This window comes from Kocuria sp. UCD-OTCP (genome assembly GCF_000349605.1).
GTDB classification, from domain to species: Bacteria; Actinomycetota; Actinomycetes; order Actinomycetales; family Micrococcaceae; genus Kocuria; species Kocuria rosea.
The window spans coordinates 61,105-79,789 of record NZ_AOSQ01000010.1; the positions used below are offsets into that span (position 1 = coordinate 61,105).

19 protein-coding genes are annotated in these 18,685 nt (G+C 74.7%); 7 read left to right on the top strand and 12 right to left on the bottom strand.

From position 1 onward, the window contains the following. The first annotated feature begins 79 nt into the window (after positions 1 to 79). From dhaK to H488_RS23070, 6 genes are all read left to right on the top strand, one after another. Entirely contained in the window at positions 80 to 1,081 is a 1,002-nt protein-coding gene (gene dhaK / locus H488_RS23045) for a dihydroxyacetone kinase subunit DhaK (protein ID WP_031282496.1), read from the top strand. Further along, positions 1,081 to 1,713 carry a dihydroxyacetone kinase subunit DhaL gene (gene dhaL / locus H488_RS23050; protein WP_017832470.1) on the top strand — a complete coding sequence of 211 codons (633 nt, stop codon included), beginning with the start codon at positions 1,081 to 1,083 and terminating at the stop codon, positions 1,711 to 1,713. The genes dhaK and dhaL overlap by 1 nt, the downstream gene beginning before the upstream one ends. Beyond that, positions 1,710 to 4,187 (top strand): phosphoenolpyruvate--protein phosphotransferase, encoded by a 2,478-nt coding sequence (gene ptsP / locus H488_RS23055; protein ID WP_017832471.1) that lies wholly within the window; start codon positions 1,710 to 1,712, stop codon positions 4,185 to 4,187. The genes dhaL and ptsP overlap by 4 nt, the downstream gene beginning before the upstream one ends. Before the next feature lie 110 nt (positions 4,188 to 4,297). Next, entirely contained in the window at positions 4,298 to 5,275 is a 978-nt protein-coding gene (locus tag H488_RS23060; RefSeq protein WP_017832472.1) for a 1,4-dihydroxy-2-naphthoyl-CoA synthase, read from the top strand. A gap of 71 nt (positions 5,276 to 5,346) precedes the next feature. Beyond that, positions 5,347 to 6,513: an AMP-binding protein gene (locus tag H488_RS23065; RefSeq protein WP_017832473.1), complete on the top strand. Its 1,167-nt coding sequence runs from the start codon at positions 5,347 to 5,349 to the stop codon at positions 6,511 to 6,513. A 122-nt stretch (positions 6,514 to 6,635) separates the two neighbouring features. Next, entirely contained in the window at positions 6,636 to 7,517 is an 882-nt protein-coding gene (locus H488_RS23070) for a 1,4-dihydroxy-2-naphthoate polyprenyltransferase (protein WP_017832474.1), read from the top strand. A gap of 30 nt (positions 7,518 to 7,547) precedes the next feature. Here the strand turns inward: H488_RS23070 and H488_RS23075 are convergent, their stop codons facing one another. Further along, positions 7,548 to 7,835, bottom strand: a complete 288-nt coding sequence (locus H488_RS23075; RefSeq protein WP_017832475.1) for a DUF4229 domain-containing protein — start codon at positions 7,833 to 7,835, stop codon at positions 7,548 to 7,550. A gap of 110 nt (positions 7,836 to 7,945) precedes the next feature. Here H488_RS23075 and H488_RS0118015 point away from each other — a divergent pair, with 110 nt between their 5' ends. Next, entirely contained in the window at positions 7,946 to 8,419 is a 474-nt protein-coding gene (locus H488_RS0118015; protein ID WP_017832476.1) for a PLDc N-terminal domain-containing protein, read from the top strand. Between the two features lie 215 nt (positions 8,420 to 8,634). Here H488_RS0118015 and ccsB read toward each other — a convergent pair whose 3' ends face one another. The 11 genes from ccsB to H488_RS23120 form a co-directional block, all read right to left on the bottom strand. Next, the gene (gene ccsB / locus H488_RS23080; RefSeq protein WP_017832477.1) at positions 8,635 to 9,714 is read right to left on the bottom strand and encodes a c-type cytochrome biogenesis protein CcsB; all 1,080 of its coding nucleotides are present in this window, start codon (positions 9,712 to 9,714) and stop codon (positions 8,635 to 8,637) included. Positions 9,715 to 9,727: 13 nt separating this feature from the next. Next, on the bottom strand, positions 9,728 to 11,560 hold the full coding sequence (gene resB, locus H488_RS23085) for a cytochrome c biogenesis protein ResB (RefSeq protein WP_017832478.1): 1,833 nt from the start codon (positions 11,558 to 11,560) through the stop codon (positions 9,728 to 9,730). A gap of 44 nt (positions 11,561 to 11,604) precedes the next feature. Then, positions 11,605 to 12,366 carry a cytochrome c biogenesis CcdA family protein gene (locus tag H488_RS23090; RefSeq protein ID WP_017832479.1) on the bottom strand — a complete coding sequence of 254 codons (762 nt, stop codon included), beginning with the start codon at positions 12,364 to 12,366 and terminating at the stop codon, positions 11,605 to 11,607. Beyond that, on the bottom strand, positions 12,363 to 12,983 hold the full coding sequence (locus H488_RS23095; RefSeq protein ID WP_017832480.1) for a TlpA family protein disulfide reductase: 621 nt from the start codon (positions 12,981 to 12,983) through the stop codon (positions 12,363 to 12,365). The genes H488_RS23090 and H488_RS23095 overlap by 4 nt, the downstream gene beginning before the upstream one ends. 54 nt (positions 12,984 to 13,037) lie before the next feature. Next, on the bottom strand, positions 13,038 to 13,709 hold the full coding sequence (locus tag H488_RS23100; RefSeq protein ID WP_017832481.1) for a histidine phosphatase family protein: 672 nt from the start codon (positions 13,707 to 13,709) through the stop codon (positions 13,038 to 13,040). A 49-nt stretch (positions 13,710 to 13,758) separates the two neighbouring features. Beyond that, a complete protein-coding gene (locus tag H488_RS23105; protein WP_031282502.1) occupies positions 13,759 to 14,022 on the bottom strand; it encodes a glutaredoxin family protein in 264 nt (87 codons plus the stop codon). Positions 14,023 to 14,128: 106 nt separating this feature from the next. Next, positions 14,129 to 14,227, bottom strand: coding sequence for a 30S ribosomal protein bS22 (locus H488_RS36435; RefSeq protein WP_005504750.1), 99 nt, complete (start codon positions 14,225 to 14,227; stop codon positions 14,129 to 14,131). Between the two features lie 165 nt (positions 14,228 to 14,392). Then, positions 14,393 to 15,235 (bottom strand): FadR/GntR family transcriptional regulator, encoded by an 843-nt coding sequence (locus H488_RS23110; protein WP_017832484.1) that lies wholly within the window; start codon positions 15,233 to 15,235, stop codon positions 14,393 to 14,395. A 113-nt stretch (positions 15,236 to 15,348) separates the two neighbouring features. Beyond that, the gene (gene gdhA, locus H488_RS23115) at positions 15,349 to 16,689 is read right to left on the bottom strand and encodes an NADP-specific glutamate dehydrogenase (RefSeq protein ID WP_017832485.1); all 1,341 of its coding nucleotides are present in this window, start codon (positions 16,687 to 16,689) and stop codon (positions 15,349 to 15,351) included. 35 nt (positions 16,690 to 16,724) lie between these two features. After that, entirely contained in the window at positions 16,725 to 17,330 is a 606-nt protein-coding gene (locus H488_RS37620; protein ID WP_017832486.1) for an ArsR/SmtB family transcription factor, read from the bottom strand. Positions 17,331 to 17,431: 101 nt separating this feature from the next. Beyond that, positions 17,432 to 18,643 (bottom strand): acetoin utilization protein AcuC, encoded by a 1,212-nt coding sequence (locus H488_RS23120; protein WP_017832487.1) that lies wholly within the window; start codon positions 18,641 to 18,643, stop codon positions 17,432 to 17,434. Positions 18,644 to 18,685 lie beyond the last annotated feature (42 nt).

Consider the following 18,685-nt stretch of genomic DNA (forward strand, 5'->3'; position numbering starts at 1 on the left):
TCGCGCGCCGAGGACTCAATGCCCCACAGTCGTCCGGAACTGTTGTCACGACCACCGGCGGAGTGGTCGGATGGGGCACATGAAGAAGCTCATCAACGACCCGGCCGACGTCGTCCGGGAGGCCCTGCTCGGCATGCAGGCGGCGCACGGGGACCGCCTGCGCGTCGACCACTCCAACCGCGTCGTCTTCCGCGCCGACGCGCCCCGGCGCGGCAAGGTGGGCCTGGTGTCCGGCGGCGGCTCCGGACACGAGCCGATGCACGGCGGGTTCGTGGGCCCGGGGATGCTGGACGCGGCCTGCGCCGGCGAGGTGTTCACCTCCCCGGTGCCGGACCAGATGCTCGCCGCGACCCTCGGCGTCGACGGCGGCGCCGGCGTCCTGCACATCGTGAAGAACTACACCGGCGACGTCATGAACTTCGAGATGGCCGCCGAGCTCGCCGCCGAGAACGGTGTCGAGGTGGTCTCGGTCGTCACCGACGACGACGTCGCCGTGCAGGACAGCCTGTACACCGCCGGACGTCGCGGCGTGGGGGTCACCGTGCTGCTGGAGAAGATCGCCGGTGCGGCCGCCGAGGAGGGCCGTCCGCTCGCCGAGGTCGCCGACATCGCGCGGCGGGTCGACGAGCAGGGGCGCAGCATGGGCATGGCGCTCACCTCGTGCACGGTCCCGGCCGCGGGCAGGCCGACGTTCGAGCTCGGCGAGAACGAGATCGAGGTCGGCATCGGCATCCACGGCGAGCCCGGACGCGAACGGCGGCCGATCGCTCCCGCGCGGGAGGTCGCGGCCATGCTCGTCGAGCCGGTCCTGGCCGACCTGCCCGCGGCCGACGGCGCCCCGGTGATCGCGTTCCTCAACGGCATGGGCGGCACGCCGCTGATCGAGCTGTACATCATGTACTCCGAGGTGCAGCAGCTGCTGCAGAAGGCCGGCATCCCGGTCGCCCGCAGCCTGGTCGGCAACTACATCACCTCGCTGGACATGGCCGGCTGCTCCGTGACCCTGCTGCGCGCGGACGACGAGGTCGTCCGCCTGTGGGACGCGCCGGTCAACACCCCCGGCCTGCGCTGGGGCACGTGATGCCGGAGGTCACCGCCGAGGGTCTCGACCGCTGGCTGCGGAGGTTCGCGGAGGTCGTCCACGACCACGCCGCCGAGCTCACGGAGCTCGACTCCGCCATCGGCGACGCCGACCACGGGAGCAACATGGACCGTGGCATGCGGGCGGTCGTCGGCGCGCTGGACGCGGGCGGTGCCGGGGACGCCGGCGCGATGCTGAAGAAGGCCGGCATGACCCTGGTCAGCACCGTCGGCGGGGCCAGCGGCCCGCTGTACGGCACGTTCTTCCTGCGGGTCGGCGGCGGGCTGGCCGATGGGCGGGCCGTCGACGCCGCCGCGCTGGGCGGGGCGCTGCGGGCCGGGCTGGAGGGCGTGGTCGCCCGGGGCAAGGCCCAGCAGGGCGACAAGACGATGGTGGACGCCCTGGTCCCGGCACTCGACGCGTACGACGCGGCGGTGGCCGGGGGCGCCGGCATCGCCGACGCGCTGTCCGCCGCGGCCGACGCGGCCGAGGCGGGCTGCGCCGCGACGATCCCGCTCGTGGCCCGCAAGGGCCGGGCCAGCTACCTGGGCCAGCGCAGCGCCGGGCACCAGGACCCGGGCGCCACCAGCACGGCGCTGCTGCTGCGGTCCGCCGCCGACAGCCTGCCGTGATCGGCATCGTCGTCGTCTCGCACAGCCGCGCGCTGGCCGAGGCGGCCGTCGAGCTGGCCTGCGAGATGGTCGCGGAGCGCCCGCCGATCGCCGTGGCGGCGGGTGCCGGCGCCGGGTTCGGCACGGACGCCGTCGCGGTCGCCGACGCCATCACCGCCGTCGACTCACCGGACGGCGTGCTGGTGCTCCTCGACCTCGGCAGCGCCGTGCTCAGCGCGGAGATGGCGCGGGAGCTCGTGCCGCCCGACGTCGCCGAGCGGGTGCGCCTGTCGCCCGCTCCGCTCGTCGAGGGGCTGGTCGCCGCCGTGGTGACGGCCGCGACCGGCGCGCCGCTGGACGCGGTGCTCGAGGAGGCCGGCCGCGGACTGGCCGCCAAGCTGGATCACCTGGGGGAGGCGGCGGACCCGTCGGCGGCGGGCACGACGGCGCCGCCCGCGGCACCCGAGGTCGTCGCCGAGCTGCCCGTGGACACCCCGCACGGCCTGCACGCGCGCCCGGCCGCCCGGCTGGTCGGGCTCGTGCGGGCCGCCGACGCGGCCGCCGTGGTCACGAACCTGCGCACGGGCCGCGGTCCGGTCGACGCCCGCAGCCTCTCCGGGCTCGTGACGCTCGCCGTCCGGCAGGGCGACCGGCTGCGCTTCGAGGCGTCCGGACCCGGCGCCGAGTCGTTGACCGAGGCGGTGCGGGCGCTGGCCGCGGACTCCTGGGGCGACCGGCCCGCCGACCAGGCGCCCCCGGCGGCCCCCGGGTCGGCCGGTCCGACGGTCGTGCCCGTGCCGCCCGCCACCGGACCGGGCGGCGACGTCGCCCTCGGCCCGGCGGTGGTGCGGGGCGGCGCGATCGACCTCTCCGGCTACCGGCCGGGCGGGCCTGCCGAGGAGCAGCGGCGCTCGGACGCGGCCGTCGCCCGCGCACTCGCCGAGCTGGCCGCACTGCGCCGTTCCGCCACCGGGGGCCCCGGCCCGGTGGGCGCCGTCCTCGAGGCCCACGAGGCCCTGCTCGTCGACCCCGGCCTGATCGAGGCGGTCTCCGCCGGCATCGCCGCCGGCGCGCCCGCGCCCACGGCGTGGGAGGACCGGCTCTCCGCGCTGGGCGGAGAGCTCGAGGCGATGGACGACCCCTACCTGCGGGCGCGCGCCGAGGACGTCCGCAGCGTGCGGCAGCGGGTGCTCGCCGCACTGGCCGGAGCCGGCGCGCCCGAGGACGCCGTCCCGGCCGAGGGTCCGCCCGCGGTCCTCGTCGTGCGGGAGCTCGACGCCGCAACAGCGGCGACGCTGGACCCGCACCGGGTCGCGGGCGTGGTCACGCTGGCGGGCGGGGACACCGGCCACGGCGTCCTCGTCGCCCGCTCGCGCGGCATCCCGGTGTACCACGACGCCGGGCCGGCCGCGGCCGCTGTGGCACCCGGCACCGTCGTCGGCTTCGACGCGCGGGCCCGGCGGTTCGTCGTCGACCCCGACGAGAGCACCCGGCGCTCCCTCCGCGAGCTGTCGGCCGCCCGGGCCGTCGAGGCCGAGCGCGTCCTGGCCACCGCCCGCGAACCGGGCGCGACGGCGGACGGCCACCCGGTGCCGGTGCTCGCCAACGTCACGACGCCCGCCGACGCCGGCCGGGCCGTCGCGTTCGGCGCGCAGGGGTGCGGGCTGCTGCGCACCGAGGTCCTGTTCGGCCACCTGGACGACGCCCCGTCGGTCGAGGCGCAGGCGGCCGCGTTCGCCGGGATCGCCGAGGCTTTCGCCGGGCGGCCGGTGACCGTCCGCACCTGGGACGTCGGCGGCGACAAGCCGCTGTCCTTCCTGCCGGCGCCCGACGAGGCGAACCCGTTCCTCGGCGAGCGCGGGCTCCGGCTCATGCGGCGGGCACCGGAGGTGCTCCGCGACCAGCTGACCGCGATCTGTCTGGTGGCCCGGGACCACCCGGTGCACGTCATGTTCCCCATGGTCAGCACCGCCGAGGAGGTGGCGTGGGCGCTGGAGCGGCTCGACGAGGCCTCCTCGGCGATCGGCGGCCGCCCGGCGGGCATGAGGGTCGGTGTCATGATCGAGGTCCCGGCCGCGGCCCTGGCCGTCCGCCGCGTGGCGCAGGGGCTCGACTTCGTGAGCATCGGCACCAACGACCTCGCGCAGTACACGATGGCCGCCGAGCGGGGCAACACCGCGGTCTCGGCGCTGGCGGACGCCCGGCAGCCCGCCGTGCTCGACTTGGTGTCCCGGGTGTGCGCCGAGGTGCCCGAGGGCACGCACGTCGCGGTGTGCGGCGACCTCGCCGGTGACCCGGCCGCGGCGGTGGTGCTCGCCGGGCTGGGCGTCGAGGAGCTCAGCGTGGTGCCCACCCGGGTGGCCCTCGTCAAGGCGCGCCTGCGGGACGTGACGCTGGCCGGTGCGCAGGACCTCGCGCGGCGGGCCCTGGCGTGCGGGTCCGCCGCGGAGGTGCGGGCGCTGCTGGCGGGCGCCGCTGGCGCGATCCCGGCCTGACGGCCGGTGGCTGTCGTGGGGCGTTCTCCTCCCGCCCTCCACCGCACCGTCGCTGACGGTCCGGGGGGCGGTCTCGAGGCCGGCGGAGAAGTCCCCGTAGACTCGGACCCGTGACCGACGCGACCCCGACCCCCGCCAGCAACCACCTCCCCGAGCAGGTCTCGGAGCTCTTCGACCCCGTGCAGTGGCGGACGGTCGAGGGCTTCCAGGACCTGCAGGACCTCACCTACCACCGCGGTGTGGAGCGGGACGCGGACGGCGCGGTGCTCCGGGACCTGCCGTGGGTGCGGATCGCCTTCGACCGCCCGGAGGTGCGCAACGCCTTCCGGCCGGGCACCGTCGACGAGCTCTACCGCGCGCTCGACCACGCGCGGATGAGCTCGGACGTGGGCGCCGTGGTCCTCACCGGCAACGGGCCCTCCGCCAAGGACGGCGGCTGGGCGTTCTGCTCCGGCGGGGACCAGCGCATCCGCGGCCGCGACGGCTACCGCTACGCCGGGGGCGAGACCGCCGAGAGCATCGACCCGGCCCGCGCCGGGCGGCTGCACATCCTCGAGGTGCAGCGCCTGATCCGCACCATGCCCAAGGTGGTCATCGCCGCCGTCCCCGGGTGGGCCGCGGGCGGCGGGCACTCCCTGCACGTGGTCTGCGACCTCACGATCGCGTCCCGGGAGCACGGGCGGTTCAAGCAGACGGACGCCACCGTCGGCTCTTTCGACGCCGGCTACGGCTCCGCGCTGCTCGCCCGGCAGGTGGGGCAGAAGGCGGCCCGCGAGATCTTCTTCCTCGCCCGGGAGTACGACGCGCAGCGGATGCTCGAGATGGGCGCGGTCAACGAGGTCGTCCCGCACGCGGAGCTGGAGGACGCGGCGATCGCCGCCGCCCGGGACGTGGCGGCCCAGTCCCCGCAGGCGATCCGGATGCTGAAGTTCGCCTTCAACCTGCCCGACGACGGGATGGTGGGCCAGCAGGTCTTCGCCGGCGAGGCGACCCGCATGGCGTACATGACCGACGAGGCCGTCGAGGGCCGGGACGCGTTCCTGGGCAAGCGCGACCCGGACTGGTCCGGCTTCCCCTACTACTTCTGATCCGGCTGCCGCCGGTGCACGACCCGTCCCCGGGTCGGGAGCCGACCGGCGGCGCGAGGAGGAGACCCGCGATGGCCGAACTGATCGTCCCCGGCGACGCCGTGGTCCTCGACGGGCCCGTGCCCGGCGACCCCCTGCGGCTGCTGTCCCCTCTGACCCGCGCGCTGGGCCGGGAGGGCCCCGCCGTCGTCGTGCGGACCTCCGGCTCCACGGGCCGGGCCAAGCGCACGGTCCTCACCCGGGACGCGCTCGCGGCGTCCTCGATGGCCACCGCGGTGCGCACCGGCGGGGTGGGCCAGTGGCTGCTCGCGCTGCCCGTCCACTACGTGGCCGGGCTCCAGGTGCTCGTGCGCTCCCTCTACGCCGGGACGGACCCCGTGGTCCTCGACCCCGCGGCCCGCTTCACCCCCGAGGCCTTCGCGGCGGCGGCCGAGGAGCTGGAGGACCCCGTGCGCTTCACCTCGCTCGTGCCCACCCAGCTGCAGCGGATCCTGGAACCGGCCTCCGGGGTGCGCAACGGGGACGCGGTCTCCGCGCTGAAGAGCTTCTCCGCGGTCCTGCTCGGCGGCTCGGCCGCTCCCCCGCGGCTGCTGGCGGCCGCCCGGGCCGCCGACGTCCGGGTGGTCGTCACCTACGGGATGTCGGAGACGTGCGGGGGCTGCGTCTACGACGGCGTGCCCCTGGACGGCGTCTCCGTGCACGTGGGGACGGAGGGGGCCGAGGACGACGTCCCGCGAACCGGGGTCACCGGCGGGTCCGGGCCGGGCCGCATCTGGCTCGGCGGGGACGTCGTCGCCGCCGGCTACGCCGGGGACCCGGAGCAGACCGCACGGCACTTCCGGGAGGCCGCCGGGACCCGCTGGTACCGCACGGACGATCTCGGCGAGATCTCCGCCGACGGCGTGCTCACGGTGCACGGGCGGGTCGACGACGTGGTGAACACCGGCGGGGTCAAGGTCGCCGCGGGGCTCGTGAGCGCCGCGCTCACGGAGCACCCGGGGGTGCGCCAGGCCCTGGTGCTCGGCGTGCCCGACCCCGAGTGGGGGCAGGCGGTCGGGGCGGCGGTCGTCGCGGTCCCCGGCGCGGACCGCCGGCGGCTGCGCGCCGAGCTCGAGGAGTCGGTGCGCGCCCGGCACGGCGCCGCCGCGGTGCCCCGGCGCTGGGCCTGGCCGGACGAGCTGCCCCTGCTGCCCACCGGGAAGCCGGACCGCGCCGCCGTGGGCCGTCTGCTGGGCTGAGCCCCCGCCCGAGCCGGGTCCGGGGCCGGGCCGTGACACAATGGTTCGCGGCCACGGACCCCCACCGCGGCCCGCATCCCGCACCCCGCACCCGCGCGGGTCGTTCCCGACGGAGGTAGCCCGTGGCCACGCCAGCACAGTGGATCGAGGGGGCCCGGCTCCGGACGCTGCCGATGGCCCTCGCCCCCGTGGTGGCCGGCTCCGCCGCGGCCCAGGCCCTGCACTCGTTCGACCCCGTCCGCGCGCTGCTCGCGCTGCTGGTCGCCCTCCTCCTGCAGATCGGCGTGAACTACGCCAACGACTACTCCGACGGCATCCGGGGCACCGACGACGACCGCGTGGGCCCCCTGCGCCTCACGGGTTCCGGGGCCGCCGCGCCGGGGCAGGTGCGGGCGGCGGCGCTGCTGTGCTTCGGCCTCGCCGCGCTCGCCGGCGCGGCCCTGGTGGTGCTGAGCCGTCAGTGGTGGTTCATCCCCGTGGGCCTCTCGGCCGTGCTCGCCGCGTGGGGGTACACCGGCGGGCGCAGCCCGTACGGGTACCGCGGGCTCGGGGACGTGTTCGTGTTCGTGTACTTCGGGCTCGTGGCCGTGCTCGGCACCACGCTCACCCAGGCGGGCACCCTCAACCTCGAGGCCTTCGTCGCGGCCCTGTCCACCGGTCTGATCGCCACCGCCCTGCTGATGGCCAACAACATCCGGGACCTGCCCGGGGACCGGGAGGTCGGCAAGCGGACCCTGGCCGTGCGGCTGGGCGACCCGCTGGCGCGGGTGGTGTTCACCGCGGAGATCGCCGTGGCGTTCGCGCTCGTGCTGTTCCTGGTGCCCGACAACCCGTGGATGCTGCTCGTGCTGCTGCTCCTGCCCCTGGCGTGGGCGCCCGTGGCCACGGTGCTGCGGGTGCAGGACCGGCGCCAGCTCATCCCCGTGCTCCGGCAGTGCGGGGTGCTCAACGTGGGCTGGGCCGTGCTCTTCCTGCTGGCGGTGCTGCTGCGGCAGTGGTGGTGAGCACCCGGTGAGGAGGTGACGGCGGGCGGCTCAGACCTCGCGGCCGTCCTCGCGCAGCCGCCGGTCCACGTAGGCGTCCTCGACCTCCTGGTCCTCGAGCGCCACCCGGTTGCGGGGCTTCGGCGCCCGCGCGAACCACCGGTGGAACTCCTCCCCCGCGGCGCTGTGCAGGCGCGGGAAGAACAGGTAGGAGACCGCGAAGGAGATGACCACCGCGGCGACCCCGGACAGGACCAGCCCCACGCCCAGCCACATGCTGAGCAGGAAGGCCAGCACGAGCAGCGCGAACCGGAGCAGGGAGTACTTCAGGAAATTCACGCGCCCAGTCTAGCCGGAGCTCCTGACAGGTTCCCCGGGCCGGCGGAGCGGCGGACAGGGCCTCCGGAGCGCTGAGCTGGCGTCCAGGCAACTCCCCTACGATTGTCGGCATGGGCAGAGCCATCCTCATCATCGGCGCGGCCGCTTTGGCGGTGGGCGTGATCGTCTACTCCCTCATCGAGTGCGCCCGGACCGACAGCACCGACATGCGCGGTCTCCGCAAGGGAGGCTGGATCGCGGTGATCCTCCTCCTCCCCCTCCTCGGCGCCCTCCTGTGGCTGTTCCTCGGGCGGCCCAAGGGCACCGCGGAGTCCTCGCGTCCCGCGCGCGGCAGGGGGCCCGACGACGACCCCCAGTTCCTGCGCAACCTCGAGGAGCGCCGCCGGCAGCAGGAGAAGGCCGAGAAGCTCCGGCAGTGGGAGGAGGAGCTGCGACGCAACGGCGGACCGGGAGCGTCCGGCGGCACCGGGCCGGACGGGGCTCCCGGCGAGCGCCCCGACGACGGGCCCTCCGGCGGCTCGTCCGCCGGCCGCAGCGACGGACCGACGGACGGCTCCCCCGGCAGCCGGCCCCCGCGCGGCTGATCCGCCCGGCAGGACTGCCCGGCAGGACCGCACGGCGGGACCACCCGGCAGGGCCCCACGGCAGGACCGCTCAGAGCGGGACCACGCGCCGGAGCCGCCCCGCCGCGGACCCGACCGGGCCGGACGCCCCGGCCACGACCGCCCCGACCACGACGAACGGCCCGCACCTGCCGGTGCGGGCCGTTCCGGTGTCGTCGCCCGGCGGGGCGGCCGGGTCAGACCCCGGAGTAGGAGTGCAGGCCGGGGAAGACGGTGTTGACCACGGTGAAGTTGAAGATCACGCAGAGGTAGCCGACGATCGACAGCCAGGCCGACCGGTTGCCGGTCCAGCCCCGGGTGGCTCGGGCGTGCATGTAGGCGGCGTAGACCACCCAGATCACGAAGGTCCAGACCTCCTTGGTGTCCCAGCCCCAGTAGCGGCCCCAGGCCTGCTCCGCCCAGATGGCGCCGGCGGCGAGGGTGAAGGTCCAGAACGCGAACCCGACCGCGTTGAGCCGGAAGGACAGGTTCTCGAGCGCCTGGGAGGACGGGACCATCGCCAGGAACTCCGCGCCGGGCCGCTCGCCGGACAGGATGATCTGCTCCCGCCGGGCCTGCAGCAGCTGCAGGACGGCCATGGCGAACGTGATGGTGAAGATCCCGGAGGCGGCCACGGCGATGGACACGTGGATCACCAGCCACCAGGACTGCAGGGCGGGCTGCAGCGGTCCCACCGGGGTGGGGAAGCCGATGGTGGCCGCGCAGAGCATGATCACCACGAGCCCGGACACCAGGGAGCCCACGAAGCGCAGGTCCCGGGCCAGCAGGGCCAGCAGGAACACGCCCGCGACGACCAGGGCGCCCGTGGTGCAGAACTCGTACATGTTGCCCCACGGCACCCGCCCGGCCGCGAAGGCCCGGCTGAGCACGGCGGCGGCGTGCACGGCGAAGCCCAGGACCATGACGGCCACGGCCACGCGGGCGGCGGGCCGGCGCTCGCCGGTGTAGCGCATCTCCTCGTCCGCCACGTGGCCGGACAGGGCGGAGCGCGCGCTCGTGCGGTAGCCGCGCCCGCGGTGGCCCGCGCCGTGGCCGGCCCGGGAGTCCGCGGGCTCGGCGGCGTCCCCCGAGGTCGCCGCGGAGGCTCCCGCGGCGGCGCCCACGAGCTCGCGCTCGCCGCTGCCCTCGGCCCCGCGCAGGGTCTTGGAGTGGGACGCCACGTCCCACGCGAAGGCCACGAAGGCGACCAGGTAGGTCATGGCCGCCAGGAGCATGAAGAGCTCGCTCCAGGCGCCCAGTGTCTCGTTGACGGTCATGCCGCCCATCCTCTCACTCGTGGTCCGGCCGGGCGTCCGGCACGGAGTCCGTCCGGCCGTCCGGCCGGCCGGCGGCGTGCCCGGTGCTCCCGGCCGTCGCCGCGGTCGCTGTTGCTGTCGCTGGTGCCGGCGTGGTCGCCGTCCCGGACGTGGTCGTGGTCGTGGTGTCGTTGTCCCGCACGCCGGCGTCCTGCCACTGCTCGGTCCAGAGCCGGTCCAGCCGCTCGGCCTCCGCGGCGAGCCGGGGGTCCTCGCCGCGGGCCAGCAGCCCGTACTCCAGCACCGTGCAGGGCCGTCCGTCCGCGTCGACGCCCTCCGCCGCGCGCACCCAGACGCGGCGGCGGGCGATGAACAGGGACATGAGCAGGCCGGCGAAGGCCGCGACGAAGGAGACGAAGGCGCCCGTCTTGCCGGGGTCGTAGTGGACGTCCAGACCCACGTAGCGCTTGACGTCCAGGAACTCCACGGTGCCCTTGCCGTCGGGCAGCTCGTGCACGGGGTTCGCGGCGTCGAGCGTGATGGCGCCGTTCTCGTTGGTCATGGCGTTGAGCTCGGTGAGCGGCTCGACGTCGAGCACGTACACGTTCTGCGGTTCGCCGCTGTCCAGGCCGAGGTCCCCGTGGTACGCGGAGAGGATCAGCCGGGGATTGGCGAGGCCGGGGTCCACGGAGCGGGGCATCTCGCCCTCGCCGCCCACGGCGGTGGGCAGCAGCAGCCCCACGAGGCCGAGCTGGTCGGGACGGGCGTCCGGGACCTTGAGCACGAGCGAGGACGTGTAGACGCCGTCGGAGGGGATGGTCACGACCGGCCCCTCGAAGGCGACGTCCCCGTTGCCGTCGGTCACCCGCACCACCGGGGCGTAGCCGTTGCCCACGAGGTAGCTCTTCACGCCGTTCACGTTGAGCGGCTGGTTCACCTTCAGGACCTCCTGCCGCGGCTCGGCGCCGGGCTCGTCCTGCACGGTGACCTCCGCGGTGAAGTCGAGCGGCGCCCCGTAGCTGCGCGGGTTCGTGGTGTCCCGGTTGAACACGGCCTCGAAGCTGTCCAGCCGCACCGAGAAGGGGTCGAGCCAGTCGGCGTCGTAGTTGGGGCCGGGGGTGAAGGAGTCGTAGCCGATGAGGGTGTTGACGAAGGACTCGCCCTCCACGACCACCCGCTGGCCCTTGTAGCCGAAGAGGGAGCCGACGGCCACGGACACCAGCACGCCCAGCAGGGCCAGGTGGAAGACGATGTTGCCGACCTCCTTCCACATGCCGCGCTCGGCGGCCACCGACGGGGCGGCCGTGCCGGCGTCCCGGACCGCCACCCGGTAGCCGCGCTTCTTCAGCAGCCGGGCGGCGTCGGCCACGACGTCGTCCGGGGCCGGCGCCCCGGCCCCGTCACGGCCGCCCAGGGCCAGGGAGCGGTGCTCCGGCAGCCGCTCGAGCCGGCGCGGGGTGCGCGGGGGCTCGGCCCGCCACGCCCGCCAGTGCTTGGCCGCGCGCGGCAGGACGCACCCCACGAGGGAGACGAACAGCAGGATGTAGATCGCGGAGAACCACGCCGACGAGAAGACGTCGAACAGCTGCACCCGGTCCAGCCACTCCCCCAGGACGGGGTTGTTGTCGATGTAGTCCTGGACCGCCGCCGGGTCCTGGATCCGCTGCGGGAAGATCGATCCCGGCACCGCGGCGACCGCCAGGAGCAGCAGCAGGAACAGGGCGGTGTTCATCTTGGTCAGCTGCGTCCAGGCCCACCGGGCCATGCCGAGGGGCCCCAGGGCGGGGAGCTCGACGTCCGGGGTGCGCTGTCCGGACGGGTCCGGGGACGCGGGGCCCGACGACGACGGGGGCGCTGCGGTGCTCATGGCGGCCTTTCTGCTGTCGGTGCGGGCTCGCGGGTCGGAGGTGCTCAGATCGGCATCACCCAGTCGGTGACGAGCTCGGCCTGCACCCAGGAGACGAACGCGGTCCACGCGCCCGTCATCATGAGCAGGCCGACGAGCACGAGCAGGCCGCCGCCGGCGCGCTGGATGCCGAGGCGGTGCCGGCGGAAGAAGCCCATGGCGCCCATGCCCCGGCGCAGGGCGAGGGCGAGCAGCAGGAACGGCACGCCCAGGCCCAGGCAGTAGGCGACCGTGAGGACGGCCGCCTTGCCGGTCGAGGCGCCGTCCACGTAGACGAGCGCCTGCACGGCCGCGAAGGTGGGGCCGATGCAGGGGGCCCAGCCGAGGCCGAAGGTCACGCCGAGCAGCGGGGCGCCCCAGAGCCCGGGCGGTGGGCGGTGCTCGATCTTGCGGTCCCGCTGGAAGAAGGACACCCCGCCGAGGAACACGACGCCCATGAGCACCACGAGCCCGCCGAGGACCACGGTGATCCAGTTCTGGCCCAGGAACCAGGCGTAGGCGCCCAGCTGGGCCAGCAGCACGGACATCAGCAGGAACACGGCGGAGAAGCCGAGGACGAACAGCGTGATCCCCGCGAGCACGCGGCCGCGCCGCTGCTCCTGCAGGTCCGCGCCGGTCAGGCCGGTGACGTAGCCGAGGTAGCCGGGCACGAGGGGCAGCACGCACGGGGAGGCGAAGGAGACGAGGCCGGCGAGCAGCGCCACGGGCAGCGCGACGAGGAGGGAGCCGTCGAGGACGATCTCGGCGAAGGGGTTGCCAGCCGTCATGCCGCTTCGGCCACCGTGTCCTCGAGGAGGGTCTCGAGCACGGAGCGGTCCGCGATGCCGAGGATGCGGGCGGCCACCCGCCCCTGGGCGTCGAGCACGAGCGTGGTCGGCACGGCCTGCGGCGGCACGTACGCGCTCAGCGCCATGAGCACGCCCCCGTCCTTGTCCGCGACGGAGGGGTACGGGATCTCGAAGGTGCGCTCGAACGCCGCGGCGGTGGCCCGCTCGTCGCGCAGGTTCACACCGTAGAAGGCGGCCTGCCCCTCGAACCGCTCGGCGAGCTCGCGGAGGTCGGGGGCCTCCACGCGGCACGGGGCGCAGCCCGCGTACCAGAAGTTCAGCAGCGCGGGCCGCCCGCGCAGGTCCTCGGCGGCGAGGGGCGTGCCGTCGAACAGCGTGCCGGCGAACTGCACCGGCTCCCCGCGCTCGGCGGCCGGGTACTCGGAGACCGTGCCGTCCCCGGCGATGTAGCCCTTCTGGTCCCCCGAGTTCGCCTGCTGGGCGAGGGAGTCCTCCTCCGTGCACCCGGCGAGGGCGAGTCCGAGGACGCCGAGGCCCGCGAGCGAGAGCACGCGGCGGCGGGACGGACGGGGGGCGGGCGAGGGGCGGGAGGTCACGGACGGATCACCTGGTGCTCTGGACGGGACGGGGAGGGCGGCGGCGCCCGGCCATTATGAACCGGGAAGCTGGTTGACCCCTGGGTAGAGGTCGGCGGCGGGCTCGCTGTAGACGACCCGGGGCGGGCGCCCGGAGTCGAGGTCGTCGAAGACCAGCGAGGTGATGGAGGCGAGGTTGCACTGCCGCCGCCGCGGGTCGTGCGGCAGGGGGCGCCCCTCGGCGGAGAGCCGGGTGAGCCAGATCGGCAGCTGGTGGGACACGAGCACGGCCTCGGCGCCGTCCCCGCCGCGCTCCACGGCGGCGCGCCCGGCGTCCAGCACCGCCTCCGCCATGCGCGCGACCTGGTGCCGGTAGGGCTCGCCCCAGGAGGGCCGCAGCGGGTTGCGCAGGTGCGGCCAGTGCCGGGGCCTCAGCAGCTCGGGGAGGTCCACGTGCAGGCCCTCGAAGTGGTTGTGCGCCTCGATGATCCGCTCGTCCGGGTGCACCGGCAGGTGCAGCTCCCGGGCCACGGGCGCGGCCGTCTCCCGGGCGCGCTGCAGCGGCGAGGAGACGAGGTGGACGATGCGCGAGCCGGTGTTCACGCGGCGGGCGAGCTCCGCGGCGGCGGCCTCCGCCATCCGCGCACCGAGCTCGGTGAGGCCGTAGCTGGGCAGCCTCCCGTAGACGATGCGGTCCGGGTTGAGGACCTGGCCGTGGCGCAGCAGGTGGACGGTCGAGGAGGGCATGCCCCCATGGTCCCAGACCGGGCGCACCGGCCCCAAAACGGGGGGCGGTTCAGCCGGCCAGGCGCTCGCGCAGCAGCCGGGCGAGGCGGCGCTCGTCGATCTGCCAGAAGTCGCGCGGGACGCCGTCCACGAGGACCACGGGGATCTCCTCGGCGTGCCGGCGGGCCAGCTCGGGGTCGGTGTCGACGTCGACGTCCTCCCACTCCAGCCCCAGCGCGGAGGCGACCCGGTCCACGGACTCCCGGGCGGCCTCGCAGAGGTGGCACCCCGGGCGGGTGAGGAGGGTCACGGCGGGCGGCGGAGGAGGAGTCATGGAGCCCATGCTACGGGCCCGCCGCGCGGTGCGGACGGGCCCGGGAACGCACCGGGGGCCGCCGTCCTGGATCGGACGGCGGCCCCCGGTGGCGCTCAGCGCAGGGTCACTTCTTGTTGCGGCGCTGGTGACGGGTCTTGCGGAGCAGCTTGCGGTGCTTCTTCTTGGACATCCGCTTGCGGCGCTTCTTGATCACTGAACCCATAGGATCCCTCGCATCTTCATGTCTCGGTGGTGTGCCCCCGGGGACTCCGCGCGACAGGCGGGAACCAGGGGTGCCGGCCTGCGGACGGTGACGGCCGGGCAAACGTTCACTGACACCCTACCGTCTTGTGGGGAGATTGCTGTACTCGGTCCGGCCGCGGCCGGCTCAGGCGCTGCGGGACACCGGTGCGGGCCCGTCCCCGGGCTCCTCCTCGAAGGCGTCCGCGAGCTCGTGCGCGCCGGTGTCCGGCTGCGCCGCGGCGCCGGGCGGGTTGAGCTCGGCGGGCGCGTCCGGGGCCGGACCGGGGGTGCGCTGCTCCTGGTCCGGGTCCACGCCGGCCTCGCGGTACTGGTACTCGATGTGCTCCGCCACCAGCCGGGACGCCAGCCGGCGGTCACCGGCCGCCACGGCGGAGTAGATGGCGTGGTGCTCCGCGCGCAGCCGGTCCGCGGTGGTGCTCCACAGGGGCACGTGGCCCACCAGGGCCATCGTGTACTCGTAGATCGAGTCCCGCAGGGAGGACATCAGGGCGGAGACCACCGAGTTGCCGGCGGTCTTGCACAGGGCGATGTGGAAGCTCACCTCGAGGTGGTGGAACTCCTTGAGCGACAGGTCGTCCCGGGCCATCTGCTCGAGCAGCGCCCGCAGCTCGGCCATCGCCGGGTGCTCCGGGTCCGAGCGCTCCAGGGCCCACGTCTCGAGCAGCACCCGGGTCTGGACGATGTCCCGCAGGGGGTAGTCCGAGGTGGCCATGTGCAGCTGCAGCGCTGGCCCCGCGGACGCGGCGGGCTCCCGCACCAGCATGGGCAGGATCGACTTGCGCGGCCCGTCGAACAGCCGCACGATGCCCTGGGCCTCCAGGGTCTTGAGCGCCTCCCGCATGGTGTTGCGGGACACGCGGTGGATGGCCGCGAGGTCGCGGTCCGAGGGCAGTTGTTGGCCCAGCACGAGGTGGCCGTCGAACAGCTCGTTCTCCAGCCACTGCAGGACCTGCCGATGCGTTGCCATAGTCTCCAGGGTAGGACCACCGCGGCCCTCCGTGGGACGAACGCGGGTCCGGACGTGTCGGAAGTGCGGACGGGGAACCCGTGCCGGGCCCGGCGGACCGGACCCGGCACGGGTCAGATGAGGCCCTGCGCCATCATGGCGCCGGCGACCTTCATGAACCCGGCGATGTTCGCGCCGGCCACGTAGTTGCCGGGCATGCCGTAGTCCTCGGCGGTCTCGGCGCAGGTGTCGTGGATCGACTTCATGATCTGGCCGAGCCGCTCCTCCGTGTACTCGAAGGTCCACGAGTCGCGGGAGGCGTTCTGCTGCATCTCGAGCGCGGACGTGGCCACGCCCCCGGCGTTGGCCGCCTTGCCCGGGCCGAAGAGCACGTCCGCCTCCTGGAACAGGCGGGTGGCCTCGCCCGTGGTGGGCATGTTCGCGCCCTCCGCCACGGCGAGCACGCCGTGGCCGAGCAGCTTCTTGGCGTGGGAGCCGTCCAGCTCGTTCTGGGTGGCGCACGGCAGGGCCACGGTGCCGGGGACGTCCCAGACGGAGCCCTTGGCGATGAACCGGGCGCGTCCGCCGCGGCGCTCGGCGTACTCGGAGATCCGGCCGCGCTCCACCTCCTTGACCTCGCGGAGCAGGTCCAGCTCGATGCCGTCCGGGTCCACCACGTAGCCGCTGGAGTCCGAGGCGGTGACCACGGTGGCCCCGAGCTGCTGCGCCCGGTGGATCGCGAAGGTCGCCACGTTGCCCGAGCCGGAGACCAGCACGGTCTGACCGTCGAAGGACTGCCCGCGGGTCTGCAGCATCTCCTCGGCGAACATCACGGTGCCGAAGCCGGTGGCCTCGGTGCGCACCAGGGAACCGCCCCAGCTGAGGCCCTTGCCGGTGAGCACGCTGGACTCGTAGCGGTTGGTGATCCGCTTGTACTGGCCGAACAGGTAGCCGATCTCGCGTCCGCCCACCCCGATGTCACCGGCGGGGACGTCCGTGTACTCGCCGATGTGGCGGTAGAGCTCGGTCATGAAGGACTGGCAGAAGCGCATGATCTCGCCGTCGGAGCGCCCGCTCGGGTCGAAGTCCGACCCGCCCTTGCCCCCGCCGATCGGCATGCCCGTGAGGGCGTTCTTGAAGATCTGCTCGAAGCCCAGGAACTTCACGATGCCCAGGTACACGGAGGGGTGGAAGCGCAGCCCGCCCTTGTAGGGCCCGAGCGCGGAGTTGAACTCCACGCGGAAGCCGCGGTTGATGTGCACGCGGCCCTCGTCGTCGGTCCACGGCACGCGGAAGATGATCTGCCGCTCCGGCTCGCAGATCCGCTCGAGCACGGCGGCGTCGAGCAGCTCGGGGTGGCGTGCGACCACGGGGCCCAGGGAGTCGAAGACCTCGTCCACGGCCTGGTGGAACTCCACCTCTCCGGGGTTGCGGGCGAGTACGGCCTGGCGGATCGGGTACAGGTCCTCGTGCATGGTGCTCCTCGTTCGGATCGATTGGGCCCGGCCGGTCACCGCCGCGGGTTCCTGGTGCGGCGGCGCAGGCCGGAGAGGCTGGACAGGATGTCCACCGCACGAGCCCCCGCGCCCCTGCCCGGGCGCGCGGGGGTGCCGCCGACCGCCGGCGCCGGGCCGGTCTCGACCGCCGGCTCAGGGCTGGGGACGACGGCCGGCTCCGGAACGGCCACCGCCGCGGCGTCCAGCACGTCCGTCCCGGGCGTCGCCTCCGGAGCCGTCCCGGTCCCATCGGCCCCCGCGGTCACGACCACGTCGGGTCCGGCGACGCCGGCCCCGGCAGTGCCGCTGTCCGCGGCGTCCCCGGGGGCGCGCGTCGGGGCGGCCGGCTGGTGCGCCGCACCGCCCACGACCTCGTGGACCCAAGCGGTGACCTCGGCCAGCGGCTCCGGCTGCACGGCGTAGAGACGTCGTTGCCCCTGTGCCTCCATGGACACCATACCGGCCTCGCGCAGGATCTTCAGATGCTTCGAGACGGTCGGCTGGGAGACCCCCAGCTCTGCCACGAGGTCGCCCACGGGTCGTTCGCCGTCCTTGAGCGCGGCGAGGATCCCCCGCCGGGTCTTGTCGGCGATCACCGCGAACACGTCGTTGTTGCCCATCCGATCACTGTAAACGGGTTGCCGTGCGGCTCCCGGCACCGGCACGTCCGTGCCGCCCCCGTGGCTGCCCCCGCCGCTGCCGGAGCCCGCGGGCGGCGGGCTCAGTCGAACCACGGGTCCAGCCCCCACTGGGGGAAGACCTCCTTGCGGGTGGCCATGATCGTGCGGTCCGTCTCGTCGTTGGGGTCGAAGCCCACCTCCCAGGAGCGCCACCACAGGTCCACCTCGTCGCCCATGACCCGCGGCGCGTCGGCGCCGTAGCGCTCTTGCACGTAGTCGCGCCACGGCTGCGGCACCGCGGTGCCCACGTCGATCGGGTGGCCGGCGGCGACTCCCACCAGGTGCGTCCAGGAGCGGGGCACCACGTCGTAGCAGTTGTACCCGCCCCCGCCCGTGGCGATCCACCGGCCCTCGCACAGCTCGTGGGCCAGCCCTGCCAGGGCCACGGCGGTCTGCCGCTGCGCGTCGACGCTGACGCGCAGGTGGGTGAGCTCGTCGGCGAAGTGCGAGTCGCAGCCGTGCTGGCTCACGATCACCTCGGGCCGGAACTGGCGCAGCAGGGGCGGGACCACGGCGTCGAACGCGCGCAGCCACATGGAGTCGTCGGAGGCCGTGGGCATCGCCACGTTCACGGAGTGCCCCTCGGCCTCCCCGCGGCCGGTCTCGTTGGCGAAGCCCGTGCCCGGGAACAGCGTCAGGCCCGTCTCGTGCAGCGAGACGGTGAGCACGCGGGGGTCGTCGTAGAAGATCGACTGGGTGCCGTCGCCGTGGTGGCCGTCGACGTCCACGTAGGCCACGCGCCGGACACCCTGGTCCAGCAGGTGCTGGACCGCCACGGCGCAGTCGTTGTAGATGCAGAATCCGCTGGCCTTCTCCGCGTGGGCGTGGTGCATCCCGCCCCCGAAGTTCACGGCGTGCACCGCGTCCCCCGCGAGAACGGCCACGGCGCCCTGGTAGGTGCCGCCCACGAGCCGGGCGCTCGCCTCGTGCACCCCCGGGTACCCGGGGGTGTCCTCGGTGCCGAGACCGCACTCGGGGACCTCCACGGTGGGGTCGGCGCTGACGGCCCGGACCGAGGCCACGTAGTGCTGCGGGTGGACGAGGTTGAGCACCTCGTCCGGGGCCACCTCGGGCGCCTCCACCGTGACGTTGTCCCGGCGGTCCAGGCCGAACTCCTGGACCAGCCGGTAGGTGGCCTCGAGCCGGGACGGGTGCATGGGGTGGTGGTCCCCGAAGTTGTACTCGAGCAGGGCGGGGTCCCAGAACAGTCGCGTGGGGTACGGGGCGCCGGGCCCGGACGTAGCAGGGGTCACACCGCCATTAGACCACTCGGGGCCGGGGCCCGCCGTCGCGGG